We start from the raw sequence: 18,849 nt of genomic DNA, 5'->3' as shown, positions 1-18,849 counted from the left end.
CCGGCCGGCCGCACTGTCCCATGGGGCTCCGTGCCCGGCACGCCGTGCGCGTGTCGCCACACCATACGAAGTAACCCCGAGGTGCGGGCAGCGGAACGTATCTGCGTACCCCCCAACCTCGCTTCCTCGCACACCGCGACATGGCAGTCACGCTACGCTCACAGACAATTCACCCGCACACTTCCACCGACCAGCGTCTCGGCAGAACGGCTCAAGGCGACGAATGCCCCAGCACACCTCCGGGTCTGACCGCGCGGCAGTACCTCCCGCCGCGCGCGCCAGCGTGCGCCCCGCCGCGCCCACCTCGCTCAACGAGCTGTGGCGCTCCTACAAGGCATCGGGCGACGGGCGGTTGCGCGAGCAGCTGATCCTGCACTACTCGCCGCTGGTCAAGTACGTCGCCGGCCGGGTCAGCGTGGGACTGCCGCCCAACGTCGAACAGGCCGACTTCGTCTCCTCCGGGGTCTTCGGACTGATCGACGCCATCGAGAAGTTCGAGCCCGAACGCTCCATCAAGTTCGAGACCTACGCCATCACCCGCATCCGCGGCGCCATGATCGACGAGCTGCGTGCGCTGGACTGGATCCCGCGATCGGTGCGGCAGAAAGCCCGCGCCGTCGAGCGGGCCTACGCGACGCTCGAAGCGCAGCTGCGCCGCACCCCCTCCGAAGCGGAGGTCGCCGACGAGATGGGCATCGCGCTGGAGGAACTCCACAGTGTGTTCAGTCAGCTGTCGCTGGCGAACGTCGTCGCGCTGGAAGAGCTCCTCCACGTCAGCGGCGAGGGCGGTGAACGGCTGAGCCTGATGGACACCCTGGAGGACACGGCCGCCGAGAACCCTGTCGAGATCGCCGAGGACCGTGAACTGCGACGGCTGCTCGCGCGCGCCATCAACACCCTCCCCGAGCGCGAGAAGACCGTCGTCACGCTCTACTACTACGAGGGCCTCACGCTCGCCGAGATCGGCAATGTCCTCGGCGTCACGGAAAGCCGGGTCAGCCAGATCCACACCAAGTCCGTGCTACAGCTCAGGGCGAAACTGGCCGACGTCGGACGCTGAGCCTCATACGTGTCGCCATGCGGAGTGCCGAGGCGGGCACGCCATCCGTAGAGTGGTGGTGTGCCAAGGATTCGAGCGGCCTCCGTGGCCGAGCACCGGACGATGCAGCGCGGCGCCCTTCTGGACGCCGCCCGCTCCCTGCTGTCCGAAGGCGGAACGGAGGCGTTGACCTTCCCCGCCCTCGCCGAGCGCACGGGGCTCGCGCGCTCCTCCGTCTACGAGTACTTCCGCTCCCGCGCGGCCGTTGTCGAAGAGCTGTGCGCCGTCGACTTCCCGGTGTGGGCCGCGGAGGTCGAGGCGGCGATGCAGCGTGTTGATACGGCCGAGGAGAAGGTCGAGGCGTACGTACGACAGCAACTGGCCCTGGTCGGTGACCGCCGCCACCGTGCTGTCGTCGCCATCTCGGCCGGTGAGCTGGACGCCGGAGCACGCGAGAAGATCCGCGCCGCGCACGGCGGACTGATCGCCATGATCGTCGAGGCTCTTGCCTCGCTGGGCCACGAACAGCCCCGACTCGCCGCCATGCTCCTGCAGGGCGTCGTGGACGCCGCGGTGCGCCGCATCGAACTCGGGGCGGCGGAGAACCCTGAGCAGATCACGGAGGCGGCGGTGGCGATGGCCCTACGGGGGGTCCGAGGCTGACCCCCGGGGGCGCCCTCCGCCCCCCCCGCCCCACCCCTCCACCCCCTCGACGCTCGTTGGCCCGCAGCCCGCAGCCCGCAGCCCGCAGCCCGCAGCCCGCAGCCCGCAGCCCGCAGCCCGCAGCCCGCAGCCCGCAGCCCGCAGCCCGCAGCCCGTGCGCGGTCGCATGGGCCCCTTACCCGGCCTTGCGTCATCCCCGGGCCACCAGCCTCCTCCCGCTCGACTCCGCCTCCGTCATCTCCCCACGCTCATCCGTCACCTCGATCGGACCGGCGGAGACGTCGAGACCATCGGTTCCGTGTGCGGCCCTCGCGCCTGTCATGCCCGGTCGGGGACAGCCGGCCCTGCGCCCAGAGTGCCGTGGCGGCCAGCGCGACCGCTCCCGCCAGCGCGTCTCCGGTCGGCGCTGCCGCTGCCTCGTCGGCTGCCGGGCTCGGCGGGCCGTGGCCGGTACCGCCCGTGGGACCCGGCACGGGGACGCCGATGACCGGGAGCAGGCGCGACGGGCCGCCGCGGAGCATGGGCGGGGGCAGCAGTGTCAGCGGGTCCAGGTAGGACTTCCCGCGCAGCAGGCCCCAGTGGAGGCATGGTGCCCGGCAGTGGAACGGACCGTGTTGCAGTACGGCGACCGGCTGGCCCGCGGCGACGCGTTCCCCTATACGGGTCGTGGCGCGCACCGGTTCGTAGGTGGTGCGTAAAGGGGGTCGGCCCGAACGGGACAGTTCGATCGTGAGGACTCCCCGGCCGGCGACCGTCCCGGCGAAGGCCACCCGTCCCGGTGCGGCCGCCCGCACGGTCGCGCCGGCCTTGGCGGCCAGATCCACGCCGCGGTGGCCCGCCGCCCAGGGCGAGGGAGGGGGCTTCCAGCCCCGTAACACCGTGGGCCGCAAGCCCGCCGGTCCGTCCACGGGCCAGGCCCGGTCTGGCACCGCGGCCGGCGACGGTGCCTGCTCGAGCCCGGCCGCGCTATGCCCTGGCACAGGTGCCGCCCCGCGTGTCCCCCGGTGTTCCGCCCTGCTCACCAGCCCACGCTCCCCGGCGAAGCCCGCCGACGTAGTGACCCCGCTCGCGTGGGCGGTACCCAGCCCCAGCATCGGCACGGAGAGCACCGCCGCCACTGCCACAGCCACGGAGGCACGCACATCACGCGCCGGAAAGAAGCAGCTCGGCCCGTAGCTGCCCGGCTTCCCTCGCGCTGACGGGGGCCGCAGGGGTGGCGGGGGAGGTGGCATGCCCCGTGGTCGCGCCGCGCCGGGGCGCCGGCGGCCGACCGGCCCCGGGAAACAAAGCAGGTCAGGAGCACCAGGAGCGTCAGCAGGCCCAGGCGAGCCGTATAAACCGGCTGGGACGGTGGGCCCGGACGCCACGACGGTGGGTTCGGACGCCACGGTCGACCGAAGCCGGCCGCGCCATCCACTCCACGTCCACCCCCGCCACCGCTGCCCGGCACCCCCGCCGTGTGAGATCGGAACCGACCCGGAATCTCGTCGTGTGTTTCGTCGCATGTCCCGACGGTGGCGTAACGCGGAGCCGCGTGGGGATCTTGGTCCGAAGCTGTGGATAACCGGCCGGTTGTGGACAACGGTGTCACTCGCGCGGGGCTCGGAAACGCGCATGTCGCCCGGTGCGTCGGCCGTCCCGTACACTTCTTGTGGCGATCCGGGTCACCGGGTCGACTTCGCACGCCCCGCCATCAGTGCACCAGTCCCCTTCGGGCAGCACGATGGCCGCGCTCCTCGGTCCTCGGAAGGTCCCGCAAGGTTCCCTCCTCGGCAGGCGCGTCGGGGCGTCAGGCACCGTGGCCGGCCGGCCAGGGTGAAACCGAGAAACAACAAGGAGTACGGCCATGGCCGTCGTCACGATGCGGGAGCTGCTGGAAAGCGGCGTCCACTTCGGGCACCAGACCCGCCGCTGGAACCCGAAGATGAAGCGCTTCATCTTCACCGAGCGCAACGGCATCTACATCATCGACCTGCTCCAGTCGCTGTCGTACATCGACCGCGCCTACGAGTTCGTCAAGGAGACCGTCGCCCACGGCGGTTCGGTCATGTTCGTCGGCACGAAGAAGCAGGCCCAGGAGGCCATTGCCGAGCAGGCGACCCGCGTGGGCATGCCCTACGTGAACCAGCGCTGGCTCGGCGGCATGCTGACCAACTTCTCGACCGTCTACAAGCGTCTGCAGCGCCTGAAGGAGCTTGAGCAGATCGACTTCGAGGATGTGGCCGCCTCCGGCCTCACCAAGAAGGAGCTCCTCGTCCTCTCCCGCGAGAAGGCCAAGCTGGAGAAGACCCTGGGCGGTATCCGCGAGATGCAGAAGGTGCCCAGCGCCGTCTGGATCGTGGACACCAAGAAGGAGCACATCGCCGTCGGTGAGGCGCGCAAGCTCAACATCCCGGTCGTCGCGATCCTCGACACCAACTGCGACCCGGACGAGGTCGACTACAAGATCCCGGGCAACGACGACGCGATCCGCTCCGTCACCCTGCTCACCCGCGTGATCGCCGACGCCGTCGCCGAGGGCCTCATCGCCCGCTCCGGCGCCGCCACCGGTGACCAGAAGCCGGGCGAGAAGGCCGGCGAGCCGCTCGCCGAGTGGGAGCGCGACCTGCTCGAGGGCGAGAAGAAGGCCGACGCCGAGGCCCCCAAGGCCGACGCCGAGGCCCCCAAGGCCGAGGAGAAGGCCGCCGAGGCCGAGGAGAAGCCGGCCGCGGACGCCGAGCAGGCCTGACCCCTCAGGACCGGTTGATGACGGCGGGGGCAGGCGCCACAAGCGCGGCCCCCGCCGTCCACCCGTAGATCTTTCGACTTCGAGATTTCGAGAAGAGATTCACAGACCATGGCGAATTACACCGCCGCTGACGTCAAGAAGCTCCGCGAGCTCACCGGCGCCGGCATGATGGACTGCAAGAAGGCCCTGGACGAGGCCGAGGGCAACGTCGAGAAGGCCGTCGAGGCGCTGCGAATCAAGGGCCAGAAGGGCGTCGCCAAGCGCGAGGGCCGCTCCGCCGAGAACGGCGCCGTGGTCTCCCTGATCGCCGACGACAACACCTCCGGTGTCATCGTCGAGCTGAAGTGCGAGACGGACTTCGTCGCCAAGGGCGACAAGTTCCAGGCCGTCGCCAAGGACATCGCCGCGCACGTCGCGAAGACCTCCCCGGTCGGTATCGAGGCTCTGCTCGCCTCCGAGATCGAGGTCGGCAAGACCGTCCAGGCGTTCGTCGACGAGGCCAACGCCAACCTGGGCGAGAAGATCGTCCTGGACCGCTTCGCGCAGTTCTCCGACGGCTACGTGACGGCGTACATGCACCGCACCATGCCCGACCTGCCGCCGCAGATCGGTGTCCTCGTCGAGTTCGACAAGGAGAACGCCGAGGTCGCCAAGGGCGTCGCGCAGCACATCGCCGCCTTCGCGCCGAAGTACCTCTCCCGCGAGGACGTCCCGGCGGAGGTCGTCGAGGCGGAGCGCCGTGTCGCCGAGGAGACCACGCGTGCCGAGGGCAAGCCCGAGGCCGCCCTGCCGAAGATCGTCGAGGGTCGCCTCAACGGCTTCTTCAAGGACGCGACGCTGCTCGGCCAGCCGTACGCGCTCGACAACAAGAAGTCCGTCGAGAAGGTCCTGCAGGAGGCCGGTGTCACCCTGAAGCGCTTCTCGCGCATCAAGGTCGGCATCTGACCCTGCCGCGAAGGCAGCGAATGACCTACGACCCCGCTAGGGTCGTACGCAGTCGGCCGCTCACCGGCCGGCCGCAGATGTGACGAGGAGGCCATTGCCGCAGAGGGATCTGGATCGGACCCACGGCAGTGGCCTTCTTCGTATGTGCACGAGGAGAGCTCAATGAATCACGGTGCCGACGGCGCGGACACAGACAAAGCCGACAAGAGTGACAGGCGGCGCTTCCTGCTGAAGCTGTCCGGCGAGGCGTTCGCCGGTGGCGGCGGGCTGGGCGTCGACCCTGATGTCGTGCACGCCATGGCACGCGAGATCGGTGCCGTGGTGCGCGACGGTTACCAGATCGCCATCGTGATCGGCGGCGGCAACTTCTTCCGCGGTGCCGAACTCCAGCAGCGCGGTATGGACCGGGCCCGGTCCGACTACATGGGCATGCTCGGCACGGTCATGAACTGCCTGGCCCTCCAGGACTTCCTGGAGAAGGAGGGCATCGACTCCCGCGTCCAGACGGCCATCACCATGGGCCAGGTCGCGGAGCCGTACATTCCGCTGCGTGCGGTGCGCCACCTGGAGAAGGGCCGGGTCGTCATCTTCGGCGCCGGCATGGGCATGCCGTACTTCTCCACCGACACCACCGCCGCCCAGCGCGCCCTGGAGATCGACGCCGAGGCGATGCTGATGGGCAAGAACGGCGTGGACGGGGTCTATGACTCCGACCCCAAGAAGAACCCGGACGCGGTCAAGTTCGACGCCCTGGAGTACGGCGAGGTCATCACCCGCGACCTCAAGGTCGCCGATGCCACCGCCGTCACCCTGTGCCGCGACAACAAGCTCCCGATCCTTGTCTTCGAGCTGCTGGCCGAGGGCAACATCGCGCGTGCGGTGAAGGGTGAGAAGATCGGCACGCTCGTCAGCGATCAGGGCACCCGGGCCTGACGGCCCCAACTGCCGTGATTCCGTACGGGCATCGGCCTGTACGGGCGGCAACTCCCGGCCGGGGGAAGACCTCGGTACGGGGATGGACAACCGCCTGCCGGTCGGACACCGTGCAGGAGAAGACGCGCGGCAGGGGCGAGGCTCTGCTTCTTACCGAACAGACCAGGAGCAAGTGGTGATCGAAGAGATCCTCCTCGAAGCCGAGGAGAAGATGGAGAAGGCCGTCGTGGTCGCCAAGGAGGACTTCGCCGCGATCCGCACCGGGCGTGCGCACCCGGCGATGTTCAACAAGATCGTGGCGGACTACTACGGCGCCATGACGCCGATCAACCAGCTGGCATCGTTCTCGGTTCCCGAACCGCGGATGGCCGTGGTGACCCCGTTCGACAAGAGCGCCCTGCGCAACATCGAGCAGGCGATCCGCGACTCCGACCTCGGTGTCAACCCGAGCAACGACGGCCACATCATCCGGGTGACCTTCCCGGAGCTGACCGAGGAGCGCCGCAAGGAGTTCATCAAGGTCGCCAAGAGCAAGGCCGAGGACGCCAAGATCTCGATCCGCAGCGTCCGCCGTAAGGCCAAGGAGTCCCTGGACAAGCTCGTCAAGGACAAGGAGACCGGCGAGGACGAGGTGCGCCGCGCCGAGAAGGAGCTCGACGACACCACCGCGAAGTACGTCGCGCAGGTGGACGAGCTCCTCAAGCACAAGGAATCCGAGCTCCTCGAAGTCTGATGAACGAGTCATCCTGGGGACCCTTGCCCGGCGCCGGTCCATGGGGGCCAACCGACAGGGGAACGGCCCCCTCGCTCCGGGCGGCGCCCCCCGCCGCGGCGGGGCCCCTGCACGCCGGAGGTGACGCGGCGCAGACTCGGCCCATGTCCCTGGTGCCCGACGCCGGCGGACACCAGGACGACACCCGGGACCACCGGGACGACCGGGGGGCTGCTCGACTGAGCAGCCCCCTGTTCCGCGACGAAAAGCCGCAGGAGCCCATGCCCACTGCTTTCCCCGGTTCTCCCGGGCACGACAGCTCGCCGGACTCGGACAAGCCGAAGAGGAAGAGCGCGGGACGCAATCTGCGCGCCGCCATAGGGGTCGGCATCGGCCTCGGCGCGGTCATCCTCGCCTCACTCTTCGTCTACAAGCCGGTCTTCATCGGCGTGATAGCGATCGCCGTCGTCGTGGGCCTGTGGGAGCTGACCTCGCGGCTGGCCGAGCGCAAGGACATCCGGGTGCCGCTGGTGCCGCTCGCGGTCGGCGGCACCGCCATGGTCGTCGCCGGCTATGTACGCGGTGCGGAGGGCGCGTGGGTGGTGATGGCGCTCACCACGCTTGCCGTGCTCGTCTGGCGGATGACGGAGGCGCCCGAGAACTATCTGCGGGATGTCACCGCGGGTGTGTTCGCGGCGTTCTACGTGCCGTTCCTCGCGACGTTCGTGGCGCTGATGCTCGCGGCCGAGGACGACGGGCCGCAGCGGGTGGTGACATTCCTGCTGCTGACGGTCGTCAGCGACACCGGCGCGTACGCGGTCGGCTGGCGGTTCGGACGGCACAAGCTCGCGCCACGTATCAGCCCCGGCAAGACCCGCGAAGGGCTCGTCGGGGCGGTGCTGTTCGCGATGGCCGCCGGTGCGCTGTGCATGGAGTTCCTGATCACAGGGGGCGCCTGGTGGCAGGGGCTGCTGCTCGGCCTCGCGGTCGCGGTCAGTGCCACCCTGGGTGACCTGGGCGAATCCATGATCAAACGCGATCTCGGCATCAAGGACATGGGGACCTTGCTCCCGGGCCATGGCGGGATCATGGACCGTCTCGATTCGCTGCTGCCCACGGCTCCGGTGGTCTGGCTGCTGTTCGTGATCTTCGTGGGGGCAGGCTGAATCGCCCCAGGTACTCTGGAAGGGCCCGCTGCCGTCGGCAGCGGGCCCTTTTCCGGCCCCGCGGCAGCGGGGATGGCCCTGTGAAATCTCCGGGTTCGGCATCGTCCTGCCCTCGGCTCCGCGACAGCGGAGATCATCCGCCCCCGTCGCAATGAGGAGTTCCGCCCATGGCACCGCCCGAGCCTGGTGTGCTGACGTTCGTCACCCCCCGCGGCGCCAAGCAGCCCCCTCGGCACCTCGCCGATCTCAGCCCCGCCGAGCGCCGCGAAGCGGTGGCCGCGATCGGCGAGAAGCCGTTCCGCGCCAAGCAGCTGTCGCAGCACTACTTCGCCCGTTACGCGCACGATCCGGCGCAGTGGACCGACATCCCGGCCGCGGCGCGCGACAAGCTGGCGGCGGAGCTGCTGCCGGACCTGATGACGGTGGTGCGGCACATCTCGTGCGACAACGACACCACCCGTAAGACGCTGTGGAAGCTGCACGACGGCACGCTCGTCGAGTCCGTGCTGATGCGCTACCCGGACCGGGTCACCATGTGTATCTCCTCGCAGGCCGGCTGCGGGATGAACTGCCCGTTCTGTGCCACGGGCCAGGCGGGACTGGACCGTAACCTCTCGACCGCCGAGATCGTGCACCAGATCGTCGACGGGGTGCGCGCGCTGCGGGACGGCGAGGTCCCTGGCGGGCCCGCGCGGCTGTCCAACATCGTCTTCATGGGGATGGGCGAGCCGCTCGCCAACTACAAGCGGGTGGTCGGCGCCATCCGTCGGCTGACCGATCCGGAGCCGGACGGGCTGGGGCTGTCCCAGCGCGGTATCACCGTCTCCACGGTCGGCCTGGTCCCGGCAATGCTGCGGTTCGCGGACGAGGGCTTCAAGTGCCGGCTCGCCGTGTCGCTGCACGCGCCCGATGACGAGCTGCGCGACACCCTCGTCCCCGTCAACACCCGCTGGAAGGTGCGCGAGGTGCTGGACGCGGCGTGGGAGTACGCCGAGAAGTCCGGCCGCCGGATCTCTGTCGAGTACGCCCTGATCCGCGACATCAACGACCAGGCGTGGCGCGGTGACCTGCTGGGACGGCTGCTGAAGGGCAAGCGCGTCCATGTGAATCTGATCCCGCTGAACCCGACGCCCGGTTCGAAGTGGACCGCTTCGCGGCCGGAGGACGAGCGGGCGTTCGTGCGGGCCATCGAGGCGCACGGCGTGCCGGTGACCGTCCGGGACACGCGTGGCCAGGAGATCGACGGGGCCTGCGGGCAGCTGGCGGCCTCGGAGCGCTGACCGCTCGCTGGTACTGTGTGATCGAACAAATGCACATTCCGACAGGGGAGCGCCACAGCGCTGAGAGTGCGGAGGCGTCGTAGACACACGGCGTCCGCAGACCCTTGAACCTCGCCCGGGTCATTCCGGGTAGGAAGTTCGGTCATCACTCATGCTGTTGCGCCCTGCCCAGGGCCGTTCGCGTACGTCGCACGACGTCGGGAGCGGCCTTGCCGGGCGGGGCCGCGTCTCTTCCTGGCCAGCCAGGAGGAAATCAGTGAGCACCACCATAAGGATCACCGCGACAGGGCTCGCCGCCGCGGTCGGTATGACCGCGCTCGCCGCGTGCGGCGGCTCGGGCGGCAGCGGGAGCGAGGACGCCAAGACCGTCACGCTCGTCAGTCACGATTCCTTCGGCGCCTCCAAGTCGGTGCTGGCCGCCTTCGAGAAGGAGAGCGGCTACAAGGTGAAGGTGCTCAGGGGCGGGGACGCGGGCAAGGCCGTCAACCAGGCGATCCTGTCGAAGAGCAACCCGCAGGGTGATGTGTTCTTCGGCATCGACAACACCCTGCTCTCGCGCGGTCTGAAGGAGGGCATCTTCAGCCCGTACGAGGCCAAGGGCCTGGACCGCGTCCCGGCCGCGCTGCAGCTCGACAAGGACGAACACCGCGTCACACCGCTCGACTACGGCGACATCTGTGTCAACTACGACCGCGCCTACTTCGCCAAGCGCAAGATCGCGCCGCCGAAGACCTTCGACGATCTGATCAAGCCCGCGTACAAGGGCCTGCTCGTCACGGAGAATTCCGCGACCTCCTCTCCGGGTCTCGGTTTCCAGCTGGGCACCATCGCCACATATGGCGAATCCGGCTGGCAGGGCTATTGGAAGAAGCTCAAGGCCAACGGCGTCGAGGTCGTCGACGACTGGGAGCAGGCGTACTACGAGCGGTTCTCGGGCTCCGCCGGCGGTAAGGGCAAGGGCGACAAGCCGCTGGTGGTCTCCTACGCCTCCAGCCCGCCCGCCGAGGTCCTCGGCAAGAAGCCGGAGCCCAAGGAGGCACCGACCGGCGTCGCCACCGGCACCTGCTTCCGGCAGATCGAGTTCGGCGGTCTGCTGAAGGGCGCGAAGAACGAGAAGGGCGGCAAGGCGCTGCTGGACTTCCTGCTGTCCAAGAAGTTCCAGGAGGACGCGCCGCTGCGGATGTTCGTCAACCCGGCGCGCGAGGACGCCAAGCTGCCGGAGCTGTTCACCAAGTACGGCGTGACGATCGAGAAGCCGGCGACCGTGGCCCCGGAGACGATCACCAAGAACCGTGAACAGTGGATCAAGCAGTGGTCCTCGCTCGTTCTGAAGTAGCCCGTGCTCCGGGCGGGAGGCCCACACGAGGAACGGCGGTGCGGCTCGGCCTGATGGCCCTGCCGCTCGCCTTCTTCGCGCTGTTCTTCGCCTATCCGGTCGTCGCGATCGTCGGCCGGGGGCTGAAGGACGGCGGACAGTGGCGGCTCGGCCGGATCGGTGAGGTGATGAGCGATCCGGACGTGCTGCATGTGCTGTGGTTCACCGTCTGGCAGGCAGCCGCCTCGACCGCGCTGACCCTGCTGATCGCGCTGCCCGGAGCGTATGTCTTCGCGCGCTTCGACTTCCCCGGCAAACAGCTGCTGCGGGCGGTGGTGACGGTGCCGTTCGTGCTGCCCACCGTCGTTGTCGGTTCGGCCTTTCTGGCGCTGGTCGGGCGCGGCGGGCTGCTCGACGACCTCTGGGGCGTACGCCTGGACACCTCGGTGTGGGCGATTCTGCTGGCACACGTCTTCTTCAACTACGCGGTGGTCGTACGGACCGTCGGCGGCCTGTGGGGGCAGCTCGACCCGCGTCAGGAAGAGGCGGCGCGAGTGCTGGGCGCCGGACGGTTCGCGGCGTGGCGGCGGGTGACGCTGCCCGCGCTCGGGCCGGCCGTCGCGGCCGCCGCTCTGATGGTCTTTCTCTTCACTTTCACCTCCTTCGGGACGGTGCAGATTCTGGGCGGGCCCACCTTCTCGACGCTGGAGGTGGAGATCTACCGGCAGACCGCGGACTTCCTGGATCTGCCGACGGCCGCCGTGCTCACGATGATCCAATTCGCTGCGGTGCTGACACTGCTGGCGCTGCACGCATGGACGGTGCGTCGACGGGAATCCGCTCTCCGCCTCGTGGACGCTTCGCAGACCGCGCGCCGCCCGCGCGGTCGCGGCCAGTGGGCGCTGCTGTGGGGAACGCTCACCGTCATCGCCATTCTGCTCGTTGTGCCGCTGATTGTGCTTGTGGAGCGGTCGTTCGCCGGGCCGGACGGCTACGGGCTGACGTTCTACGACACGTTGCGGTCCGTTGCCTCCGCCGACAGCACTTTCACCGTCGCACCGCTCGATGCTTTGTGGAACTCTCTCGCCTACGGGGCGGCGGCGACGGTGATCGCGCTGGTCGTGGGCGGGTTGGCGGCGGCCGCCCTCACCCTGCGAACGCGCCCGGCCGGGGGGACCCCCATGGCCGGCCGGCTCGTCCGTGGCTTCGACGCGCTGCTGATGCTGCCCCTCGGGGTCTCCGCGGTGACCGTCGGCTTCGGCTTTCTGATCACCCTCGACACACCACCGCTGGACCTGCGCTCCTCGTGGTGGCTGGTGCCCCTCGCCCAGGCGCTGGTGGGTGTGCCGTTCGTGGTCCGGACGATGCTGCCCGTCCTTCGTGCGGTGGACGGGCGGCTGCGCGAGGCGGCCGCGGTGCTGGGCGCCTCGCCGTGGCGGGTGTGGCGCGAGGTGGATCTGCCGATCGTGCGGCGGGCCGTGCTGATCGCGGCCGGCTTCGCCTTCGCCGTGTCGCTCGGTGAGTTCGGCGCGACGGTCTTCATCGCACGGCCGGACCATCCCACGCTGCCGGTGGCCGTGGCGCGGCTCCTGGGGCGAGCCGGCGAGCTCAACTACGGGCAGGCGATGGCGCTTTCGGTCATTTTGATGGTGGTCTGCGCCGGTGCCCTGCTGGCCCTGGAGCGCATTCGCACCGACCATCACGGGGAGTTCTAGATGACGGCACAGGCCGAGACCACGGCACAGGCCGAGACCACGGCGCGGGAACTGCTGCGACTGGGCGGGGTGACCGTCCGCTTCGACGCGTCCGGTGGGCGCCCCGCGCTCGACGCGGTGGATCTGGATGTCGCCGCGCACGAAATCGTGTGTGTCCTGGGGCCGAGCGGCAGCGGTAAGTCCACATTGCTGCGGGTGGTGGCGGGGCTCCAACGGGCCGTTGCGGGGCGGGTGTTGCTGGAGGGACAGGATCAGTCGAAGGTGCCGACTCACCGGCGCGGCATCGGGCTGATGTTCCAGGACCATCAGCTTTTCCCGCAGCGTGATGTCGCGGGCAACGTCGCCTTCGGGCTGCGGATGCGCGGCAGCTCGCGCGCCGACCAGGACCGAACGGTCGCCGAACTGCTGGAACTCGTCGGGCTGCCGGGTGCGCAGCGGCGCGCTGTGGCCTCGCTGTCCGGTGGGGAGCAGCAACGGGTCGCGCTGGCCCGTGCGCTCGCCCCGCGCCCCCGGCTGCTGATGCTGGACGAGCCGCTCGGTCAGCTCGACCGGGGGCTGCGCGAACGCCTCGTTGTCGAACTGCGGCGGCTCTTCCGTGAGTTGGGCATGACCGTACTGGCCGTCACGCACGATCAGGGCGAGGCGTTCGCGCTCGCAGACCGGGTCGTGGTGATGCAGGACGGCCGGATCGCGCAGACGGGCACCCCATTGGAGGTGTGGCAGCGGCCGGCCACCGAATTCGTCGCCCGGTTCCTGGGCTTCGACAATGTGGTGGAGGCGACGGTGCAGGGCGACGCCGCGGTCACTCCTTGGGGCAAGGTGCCGGTCCCCGAAGGCACTCCGGACGGGCCGTGCCGCCTGCTCGTCCGACCGGCCGGGGTCCGGCTGACGCCTGCCCCGGAGGGCCTGCCCTGCACGGTCACGGCCCGGACGTTCCGCGGTTCCCATGTCGCACTGCTGCTCCGGCCGACCGTCGGACCGCAGATGGAGGCCTCCTGCGCGCTGCCGGACGCTCCGGAGACCGGACAGAAGGTGGGCATCCACTTCGCCGCGGAGGACGTCGTGGTGTTGGACACCACGCCGGAATAAGGGCGCGGAATGTGACTGCTGTGCCGTGCAACGCTCCTGATGGGACGTCGTTCGCTCCTATGCGCGGGGGAGGGAGTTCGGTCGCTTGCCTTGCGGGACGACGAGGCCCGGCTCGTAGGCGAGGATCACCGCCTGGGCCCGGTCACGGAGCCCCATCTTCGTGAAGAGCCGGTTGATATGCGTCTTGACGGTGTGATCGGTGGTCGACAGCCGGGCGGCGATCTCCGCATCGGACAGCCCCTGGGCGATCCGGACGAGGACCTCGTGGTCACGGTCGTCGAGCGCTCGGCCCACCTGCTGCTGTCCACCGCAGCCCTACGTTCCCGATCCCGCCGTCGTAGACGGGCCATGTGGTCGACGGGCGCAGCCCGCGTACCGGCTCACCGCCATGCTCACCGACCCGGTAGGCGCGCGAACGATGGGGGAGAAGGGGCGGGCCTGGGGCCGGGCGGAGTGGGGCTGGGACCCTTCCTGTCAGGAGCTGGCGCGGTTGCCGGCCAGCGGGTGAGCGGGCTGGTCGGAGGGCCCGTGGCCGGTCGGCAAAGCCACCGTCGGGCCGTCGGCCGAGACCGGACCACCGGCCGACGGTGCGCCGTCCGTCGGCCGGGACGTGCCCTGCGACGCCGCGTCGTCCCCGGTCGCCGAGCCCGGGTGTGGATCCGGCTCGCCGTACCAAGCAACCGCGACGGCCCCGGCCACTGCCACCACGAAGCCGAGAATGGCGACCCAAGCGAATCCCGGACGGGAGGAGTCACCCAGCCACAGCACCCCGAGAATGCCCGGGACCACGGTCTCGCCCACCACGAGAGCCGCCGTGGCCCCGTTCACAGAACCGATCTGCAGGGCGACGGTGTGGAGGTACATTCCGCCGATGCCGGCGACGAGGATCGCGTAGAGGGCGGGGTCGGAGAGGAGGACAGGCAGGTTGAACGGATCGACACCGTTGAGCACGCGTACGCCTACGCCGAGTGCGCCGAAGCCCAAGCCGGAGAGCAGCCCGGCGAGGATCGCGGCCCGTCCGCCGAGCAGGCGCACGATCAGTGTGCCGCCGCCGATGAGGGCGATGGAGGCGGCCAGCAGCCACCAGTGGGTGGTGGCCGACGCATCGCCGCCGCCTTCCGGTCCCGCGGCCGTGGCCAGCAGCACCAACGCCGAACAGACCACGGCGATGGAGGCCCACTCCGGCCGGGTGAGCCGGATGCCGAGGAGCTTGATGCTCAGCACGGCCGTGATCACGAGGTTGGCGCTGATCACAGTCTGGGAAAGGAACAGCGGCAGCAGCCTCGCGGCCAGCGCGCCGAGCCCGAACCCTATGAAGTCCAGCACCGTGCCAACCATGAACTCCCAGGTCACGGCAGCCTTGGCGGTGGAGGCCAGGCTGGGGCCGCCGTGCTGGGTGACCCCCGTCCCGGAAGCCGCGGCAGCCTCCCGGCGGGCCGACTTGCGTGAACCCACCGCCTGCAGGACCGAACCCGTCCCGTAGCAGGCCGACGCCGCCACAGCCGTCAGAAGGCCGATGATCACCACGAGCTCCGTTCGCGCACTGTCTGCATGACCTGGGCATTACCTGGCCTGGCAGACGCACATTTCGGGACGGAAGTTGCCTCGGGCAGGCGGGCAGATAATCCGGACGCCCGAGGAGCTCGGTGACGGAGCGGCGGCGGAGCACCCGGCCGCGGCCGGATCCGTCAGGACTCCGCCCCGGCCGCGAGGCCGGCCAGCACCTCCGGGACGTCCTCCACCGAGTCCACCAAGGCGATCCGGGGCGCCATGGGGCGGTCCGCGGCGAGAGCCCGGAGGAGCGGCCAGGCAGGCAGCTTCTCGGTCCAGTGCTCCCGGTTCACCAGCACCATGGGGGCCGGCTCGCCCCGTGACCGGTAGTAGTTCGGCGTCGCGGTGTCGAAGATCTCTTGTACGGTCCCGGCGGCACCCGGCAGGAACACCACACCGGCATTCGAGCGCGCCAGCAGGCCGTCCTCGCGCACCGCGTTGACGAAGAACTTCGCGATATGGGACGCGAAGGCGTTCGGTGGCTCATGACCGTAGAACCAGGTGGGGATGCCGATCGAGGCACCGGCGCCCGGCCAGCTCCGGCGGACGTCGAAGGCGGCCCGCGCCCAGTCCGTGATCGAGGGAGTGAAGTGCGGGGCCTTGGCGAGGAGTTCCAGCGCCGAGTCGAGCATGACGTCGTCGAACGGAGCGGCGTACGCCCCGAGGTTCGCGGCCTCCATCGCGCCCGGTCCGCCACCGGTGGCGACGGTCAGGCCGTCGCGGGTGAGCCGACGGCCGAGCCGGGCCGCGCCCGCGTAGGCCGCGGAGCCCCGTTCCAGCGCGTGCCCGCCCATGATGCCCACCACCTGAGCACCGGCGACATGTTCGTCCAGGGCGTCCGAGAGGGCATCATCGTGGATGCTTCGCAGCATCGAGGTGAAGATGTCGCCGTCCGTTCTGGTCTCCTGATACCAGCGGTACGTGCGGCCGTCCGGTGTGGCTTCGTAGCCGGAGTCGACCAGCCCCTCGAAGAGTTCGTCGGGTCCGTGCAGGCCGCCGCGGTACGGATCGAACGGCAGGTCGGGTATGGGCGGAAAGACCAGGGCGCCGCCGGCACGCACCTTCGCGGCGGCGTCGGGCTCCATCTCGCAGCCGAGGAACACGGAGTCGGCGGTGTCCGTGCCGAGCAGTGTGAACGTACGGGCCGTCAGATCGAGCGACTGCACGCGGTATCCGGCGAGACCGCCCGAGGCGGCGACCCGGTCGAACTCCTCAAGGGACTCGATCTCGTAGTCGTGGCTGCGGGCACGGCGGGACGCTGGGGTCTCTGAATTCGGCTGCACGCACGTCATGTTAGGCGCGCAGTGACTCCACCAGAGGGCCGAGGTGTCCGTCCGCGGCCGCCGCGTCGAGCGCGGCGTGGAGTGCGCGGTCGTGGGTCGGGCGCGCCTTGTCCGGCACATCACGCCCCTCGTCGGTGATCACGCTGCAGACGCCGCGGCGGTCCTTGGGGCACAGGTCACGGCGGGTGAGGCCGGACGCTTCCAGCCGGGAGGCCGGCCGGCTCACGGAGCTCTGGTTCAGGCCGATAAGTCACTGGCCCAGCCGGACTGGCGAACAGAGGTGGAGGTCACCGCCCTCGCCCGCCGAGCGGTCGTCGCCCCGGCCGCTGCTCTCACGTCCCGCCCCGTCCCCACGCCCTCTGTCCGATCCCCCGTGACACGGCCCCACCAGGCCCACCCCGCTCACTGCACCAACGGAACAGCCGCCATTCCCGCGATGGCCCAGGTCAAGGGCCCCAACACGACCAGAAGAACCGCGCCGCGCAGGGCCGCGGCGCGATAGAGGACGGAGGCGGAGGCACCGAGCCGGCGCAGGGCGGCCGTGGTGTGGGCGCGGGCTGCGCGGGACTCCACCGCCGCGGTGAGCGCGCTGGCACCGGCACACGCGAGGACGACCGCAGCTCCGATGGCGGTCAGAGGCCCGAAGGGAGGGGAGGGAGCGGCTTCGTACATATTCACCGCGGCGTAGGTGCCGGAGGCCACCGCGCACAGGACGCCGAGCGGGCGGCCGATACGGCGTGACTCCTCCTGGAGCACGCGGCCGGACAGCAGGCGCAGCGCGCCGGGCCGCCCCGCGCACAGGAGCCAGCCGCACAGATACACCAACCCCGGGCCGGCGAGGACGAGGCCGGAGGCGGAGAGCGCCCAGCCGACCACCACGCCCGGGGGGCTGGCGATCAGCCGGCCGGGCAGCGGCAGCAGCCCGTCGGGGGAGCCGGGGCTGGCGTATGCCTCGGTCGCCAGGCCCGCCGCCGTCAGCGCCATTCCCCACGGGAGGCCCAGCGGAGGGGCGGTCCTGGGACGGGCCTCGGTCTCGGGGGAGGGGGCCTCGTCGCGGGGGCGCAGAGCCACGGCGGTTGCCGCGGCGGCGGTGACCGGCACGATCGACAGGAGGATGAGAGCCCCTACGAACGGCAGAGGGTGGCCGGCGCCGAGGAGGTCGCCGTCGATGAGGCCGGAGGGGGCGCCGCCGAGGTCGCCGCGCAGCCGGAGGAACACGATCAGGGCGAGGAGGACGCCGAGGACGCAGGACAGCGCGGTGGACACCGCGGCGAGCAGGGTGAGCCGGACCGGGCCCAGGCCGGCCGAGTTCATGCCCCGCTGGAGGCGGGCCGCGGGGTCCGTACGGGCCACCGAGACGGCGAACTGTGCGGTGGCGGCGAGCGGGGCGGCGCACCACAGCAGGCGCATCAGGGAATCGCCGGTCAACTCCGGGTGGCCGGCGGCGTGGCCGAGCGTGGACAGCAGGAGGAAGCCGGTGCCGGCTGCCGCGGCGGTGACGCCGAGCCGGCGCAGCAGGACAAGGGGGTGAGCACCGCGGGCTAGACGGAGAGCGAGCACGCTGCCCTGCTTTCCGCGTCGGGGGAGTCGTCGGTGGTCGGGGCGGCGCCCGACCGACGGCCGTCGACGAGGGTGATGGTCCGGTCGGCGAGCGTGGCGATCTCGGGGTCGTGGGTCGCCAGGACCACGGTGATCTGGTGCGAGCGGGCCGCGGTGGTGAGGGTGCGCAGGACGTGTGTGCCGTCGGCGAGGTGCAGCGGGGCGGTCGGTTCGTCCGCGAAGAGGACCTCGGGGTCGGCGGCGAGCGCGCGGGCCACGGCGATGCGCTGGCGCTGCGACTGGTCGAGCTGGGCGGGGCGGCGTCGGGCGCACATGCCGACGTCGAGGCGGTCCAGCCATTCCATCGCGGTGTGTTTGGCGAGGCGTTGGCCGGTGCCGCGCAGCAGGAGCGGGAGAGCGGTGTTCTCCCAGGCGGTGAGCTCGGGGACGAGCCGCGGTTCGGTGTCGATCCAGCCGAACCGGTCCAGACGCAGCCGTTCGCGGCTGGGAGAGGAGAGGGTGTGGACGGGTGAGCTGTTGAACCAGACCTCGCCCTCGGTCGGGGTGAGTTGACCGGACAGGCATGTGAGGAGGGTGGTCTTGCCGCTGCCGCGTGGGCCGGTGACGGCGAGGATCTCGCCCTCGCGGACGCCGAGGGAGACGCCGGTGAGGGCGGTGGTGCAGCCGTACGTGTGGTGCAGGCCGCGAGCCCAGAGAACGTCGTTGTCAGGCGGGGCCACCATCTGCGCACCTCTTGCTCGTTCGCGTCGACTCGTTCCCCTGGCCGGGTGAACGACCATGCAGGGTATCGGTCACTAGCACGGTAAGAAGTGGTTGCCCCCCGTGTTCACCGGTGGGCACGCACATCGGCCCAGATTCACTCGTATGGAT

Annotated in this window: 17 protein-coding genes and 1 pseudogene; 11 read left to right on the top strand and 7 right to left on the bottom strand. The window is 70.3% G+C overall.

All coding sequences use genetic code 11. From position 1 onward, the window contains the following. Positions 1 to 223 precede the first annotated feature (223 nt). Together whiG and K9S39_RS14095 are read left to right on the top strand one after the other, a co-directional pair. Positions 224 to 1,060 (top strand): RNA polymerase sigma factor WhiG, encoded by an 837-nt coding sequence (gene whiG, locus K9S39_RS14100; RefSeq protein WP_248863692.1) that lies wholly within the window; start codon positions 224 to 226, stop codon positions 1,058 to 1,060. 84 nt (positions 1,061 to 1,144) lie between these two features. Further along, a complete protein-coding gene (locus tag K9S39_RS14095) occupies positions 1,145 to 1,702 on the top strand; it encodes a TetR/AcrR family transcriptional regulator (RefSeq protein WP_248863691.1) in 558 nt (185 codons plus the stop codon). A gap of 248 nt (positions 1,703 to 1,950) precedes the next feature. Here K9S39_RS14095 and K9S39_RS14090 read toward each other — a convergent pair whose 3' ends face one another. Continuing rightward, the gene (locus K9S39_RS14090; protein WP_248863690.1) at positions 1,951 to 2,592 is read right to left on the bottom strand and encodes a M23 family metallopeptidase; all 642 of its coding nucleotides are present in this window, start codon (positions 2,590 to 2,592) and stop codon (positions 1,951 to 1,953) included. A gap of 956 nt (positions 2,593 to 3,548) precedes the next feature. On the opposite strand from K9S39_RS14090, the gene rpsB reads away from it, so the two are divergent. The 9 genes from rpsB (at position 3,549) to K9S39_RS14045 (ending at position 13,585) form a co-directional block, all read left to right on the top strand. Beyond that, positions 3,549 to 4,430 carry a 30S ribosomal protein S2 gene (gene rpsB / locus K9S39_RS14085; protein WP_248863689.1) on the top strand — a complete coding sequence of 294 codons (882 nt, stop codon included), beginning with the start codon at positions 3,549 to 3,551 and terminating at the stop codon, positions 4,428 to 4,430. 108 nt (positions 4,431 to 4,538) lie between these two features. After that, positions 4,539 to 5,375 (top strand): translation elongation factor Ts, encoded by an 837-nt coding sequence (gene tsf, locus K9S39_RS14080; RefSeq protein WP_248863688.1) that lies wholly within the window; start codon positions 4,539 to 4,541, stop codon positions 5,373 to 5,375. 162 nt (positions 5,376 to 5,537) lie between these two features. Further along, positions 5,538 to 6,308, top strand: coding sequence for a UMP kinase (gene pyrH, locus K9S39_RS14075; RefSeq protein WP_248863687.1), 771 nt, complete (start codon positions 5,538 to 5,540; stop codon positions 6,306 to 6,308). Between the two features lie 175 nt (positions 6,309 to 6,483). Beyond that, a complete protein-coding gene (frr, locus tag K9S39_RS14070) occupies positions 6,484 to 7,041 on the top strand; it encodes a ribosome recycling factor (protein WP_248863686.1) in 558 nt (185 codons plus the stop codon). Continuing rightward, a complete protein-coding gene (locus K9S39_RS14065; protein ID WP_248863685.1) occupies positions 7,041 to 8,186 on the top strand; it encodes a phosphatidate cytidylyltransferase in 1,146 nt (381 codons plus the stop codon). Before frr ends, K9S39_RS14065 begins: the two co-directional genes overlap by 1 nt. Before the next feature lie 167 nt (positions 8,187 to 8,353). Next, the gene (rlmN, locus tag K9S39_RS14060; RefSeq protein ID WP_248863684.1) at positions 8,354 to 9,466 is read left to right on the top strand and encodes a 23S rRNA (adenine(2503)-C(2))-methyltransferase RlmN; all 1,113 of its coding nucleotides are present in this window, start codon (positions 8,354 to 8,356) and stop codon (positions 9,464 to 9,466) included. 256 nt (positions 9,467 to 9,722) lie between these two features. Then, entirely contained in the window at positions 9,723 to 10,802 is a 1,080-nt protein-coding gene (locus K9S39_RS14055; RefSeq protein WP_406707931.1) for a thiamine ABC transporter substrate-binding protein, read from the top strand. A gap of 38 nt (positions 10,803 to 10,840) precedes the next feature. Then, positions 10,841 to 12,496, top strand: coding sequence for an ABC transporter permease (locus K9S39_RS14050; RefSeq protein WP_248863683.1), 1,656 nt, complete (start codon positions 10,841 to 10,843; stop codon positions 12,494 to 12,496). Beyond that, positions 12,497 to 13,585 carry an ABC transporter ATP-binding protein gene (locus K9S39_RS14045; protein WP_248863682.1) on the top strand — a complete coding sequence of 363 codons (1,089 nt, stop codon included), beginning with the start codon at positions 12,497 to 12,499 and terminating at the stop codon, positions 13,583 to 13,585. A 57-nt stretch (positions 13,586 to 13,642) separates the two neighbouring features. On the opposite strand, the pseudogene K9S39_RS14040 reads toward K9S39_RS14045, so the two are convergent. The 6 genes and pseudogenes from K9S39_RS14040 to K9S39_RS14015 form a co-directional block, all read right to left on the bottom strand. Then, positions 13,643 to 13,867, bottom strand: a pseudogene (locus K9S39_RS14040) (response regulator transcription factor); the annotation flags it as partial. A 192-nt stretch (positions 13,868 to 14,059) separates the two neighbouring features. After that, on the bottom strand, positions 14,060 to 15,109 hold the full coding sequence (locus K9S39_RS14035) for a DMT family protein (protein ID WP_248863681.1): 1,050 nt from the start codon (positions 15,107 to 15,109) through the stop codon (positions 14,060 to 14,062). Between the two features lie 164 nt (positions 15,110 to 15,273). Next, positions 15,274 to 16,428: an LOG family protein gene (locus K9S39_RS14030; RefSeq protein ID WP_248863680.1), complete on the bottom strand. Its 1,155-nt coding sequence runs from the start codon at positions 16,426 to 16,428 to the stop codon at positions 15,274 to 15,276. A 1-nt stretch (position 16,429) separates the two neighbouring features. After that, positions 16,430 to 16,645, bottom strand: coding sequence for a helix-turn-helix domain-containing protein (locus K9S39_RS14025; RefSeq protein ID WP_248863679.1), 216 nt, complete (start codon positions 16,643 to 16,645; stop codon positions 16,430 to 16,432). Positions 16,646 to 16,821: 176 nt separating this feature from the next. Beyond that, entirely contained in the window at positions 16,822 to 17,979 is a 1,158-nt protein-coding gene (locus K9S39_RS14020) for a hypothetical protein (protein WP_248863678.1), read from the bottom strand. Continuing rightward, entirely contained in the window at positions 17,961 to 18,701 is a 741-nt protein-coding gene (locus tag K9S39_RS14015) for an ABC transporter ATP-binding protein (RefSeq protein WP_248863677.1), read from the bottom strand. The genes K9S39_RS14020 and K9S39_RS14015 overlap by 19 nt, the downstream gene beginning before the upstream one ends. Positions 18,702 to 18,849 lie beyond the last annotated feature (148 nt).

The sequence above is a fragment of the Streptomyces halobius genome (assembly GCF_023277745.1).
Lineage (GTDB): Bacteria > Actinomycetota > Actinomycetes > Streptomycetales > Streptomycetaceae > Streptomyces > Streptomyces halobius.
The sequence above is the reverse complement of the archived record's forward strand: the minus strand, read 5'-3'. Positions and strand labels throughout refer to the sequence as shown.